The following is a 232-nucleotide window of genomic DNA, read 5'->3' on the forward strand; positions in this document are numbered from 1 at the left end:
TACTTTGCATATCCATGCTGAGCGGTTGAAAGGAAAAGGTACGCTCCACATCAATATCCTCTAGGGCCCAAGGCTGAATTTCAACGAGTACATCAGGAATAGTTAATACGGGATTAGATGTCTGCTCTGCCACATCTAACTGGAGGATATTAAAATCAATTCCATTTAAAGGATTGTTCTCATAACCCGGAATTTCTGCCAACCCAAAACCGACATCATCTGCGCCTAATAT

Annotated in this window: 1 protein-coding gene; it reads right to left on the minus strand. The window is 41.8% G+C overall.

The annotated features are described in order from the left end of the window. On the minus strand, positions 1 to 202 hold a 202-nt coding region (locus tag Q4528_RS16420), incomplete at its 3' end, for a hypothetical protein (protein ID WP_303522861.1). Between the last annotated feature and the right edge of the window lie 30 nt (positions 203 to 232).

The sequence above is a fragment of the Staphylococcus pasteuri genome, assembly GCF_030547725.1.
GTDB lineage: Bacteria > Bacillota > Bacilli > Staphylococcales > Staphylococcaceae > Staphylococcus > Staphylococcus pasteuri.